The sequence below is a fragment of the Actinomycetospora sp. genome (genome assembly GCF_055612215.1).
Genome location: NZ_JBVPVA010000686.1, coordinates 1 through 1,364, shown reverse-complemented (window position 1 = coordinate 1,364; position 1,364 = coordinate 1). Strand labels below are relative to the sequence as shown.

Annotated in this window: 1 protein-coding gene and 1 pseudogene; one reads left to right on the top strand and one right to left on the bottom strand. The window is 71.5% G+C overall.

What is annotated here, in order from left to right; translation table 11 throughout:
• A pseudogene (locus AC0CYZ_RS18805) lies at window positions 1–414 on the bottom strand (hypothetical protein); the annotation flags it as partial.
• 151 nt (window positions 415–565) lie between these two features.
• On the opposite strand from AC0CYZ_RS18805, the gene gndA reads away from it, so the two are divergent.
• Window positions 566–1,364, top strand: a 799-nt coding sequence (gene gndA / locus AC0CYZ_RS18800) for an NADP-dependent phosphogluconate dehydrogenase (protein ID WP_472218068.1), incomplete at its 3' end; no start/stop codon positions are given.

Here is a 1,364-nt window from a genome sequence, read left to right as displayed (position 1 = left end):
GCCGGTGTCGAACGGCGTGATGCACTGCTGGGTCGTGGCGCCCCAGCGGTCGTTCTGCACGAGGTACGTGCCGCCGGCGACCGTCTTGGACCCGAACGGGTCGCAGATCTGCCCGGGGGCCGGGGTGACCGCCGTGGTCGTCGGGACCGCCGCAGCCACCGCGCCCGGGACCACCGCAGCCACCGCGCCCGGGACCGTCGTGGCCGGCGGGACCTTCGTCGCGGCGGTCGCCGTCCCGGGTGGCGCCGGCACCGACGTGTCCGCCCATCCCACCGCGTTCCCGACGAGCACGCTGCTCAGGGTCACAACGACCGCGAGGCCTGCTGCGAGCAGGTAGCGGGTCCGGCGGGTCGCCCGGGCCGCCGCCCGACGCACGGCGGCGCGGCCACCGTGGACTCGTGTCTGGTCCGTCATGATCTGCTCGTTCCCCCTGTGAGGTGGGCCGGGGCGGAGCGCCGCGGCGATTCGCTCCCTTCTCGTGATCAGTCACGGAGTCGTTACGGGCCCCGCTGGAAAGTCCCCCGGCCGGGTTCGTGCGCACCGCGATCTCGGGCATGCTGTGCGCGTGAGTCAGACAGCGGAGATCGGCGTCAGCGGCCTCGCCACGATGGGCCGGAACCTCGCACGCAACCTGGCGCGGCACGGTCACGCCGTCGCGCTGCACAACCGGACCGCCAAGCGCACGCACGACCTCGTCGACCAGTTCTCCGACGAGGGCACGTTCGTGCCCGCCGAGTCCGCCGAGGAGTTCGTGCGCTCCCTCGAGCGCCCCCGTCGCATCGTGCTGATGGTTCCGGCCGGCAAGGCGACCGACGCCGTCATCGACGAGTTCACCCCGCTCCTCGAGTCCGGCGACGTGATCATCGACGCGGGCAACGCCCACTTCGCCGACACCCGCCGTCGGGAGAAGGCGCTGCGTGACCAGGGGCTGAACTTCGTCGGCATGGGCGTCTCGGGTGGCGAGGAGGGCGCCCTCAACGGGCCCTCGATCATGCCCGGCGGGCCGGACGAGGCCTACGAGTCCCTCGGTCCGCTGCTCGAGGACATCTCGGCGCACGTCGACGGCGCGCCGTGCTGCACCCACATCGGCGCCGACGGCGCGGGCCACTTCGTCAAGATGGTCCACAACGGCATCGAGTACGCCGACATGCAGCTCATCGCCGAGGCCTACGACGTGCTGAAGAACGTCGGCGGGCTGACCAACGAGGAGCTGGCCGACGTCTTCGCCGGGTGGAACGCGGGCGAGCTGCAGTCGTTCCTCATCGAGATCACCGCGAAGATCTTCCGCACCAAGGACAGCGAGACCGGCCAGCACCTGGTCGACGTGATCCTCGATACCGCCGGGCAGAAGGGCACCGGCAAGT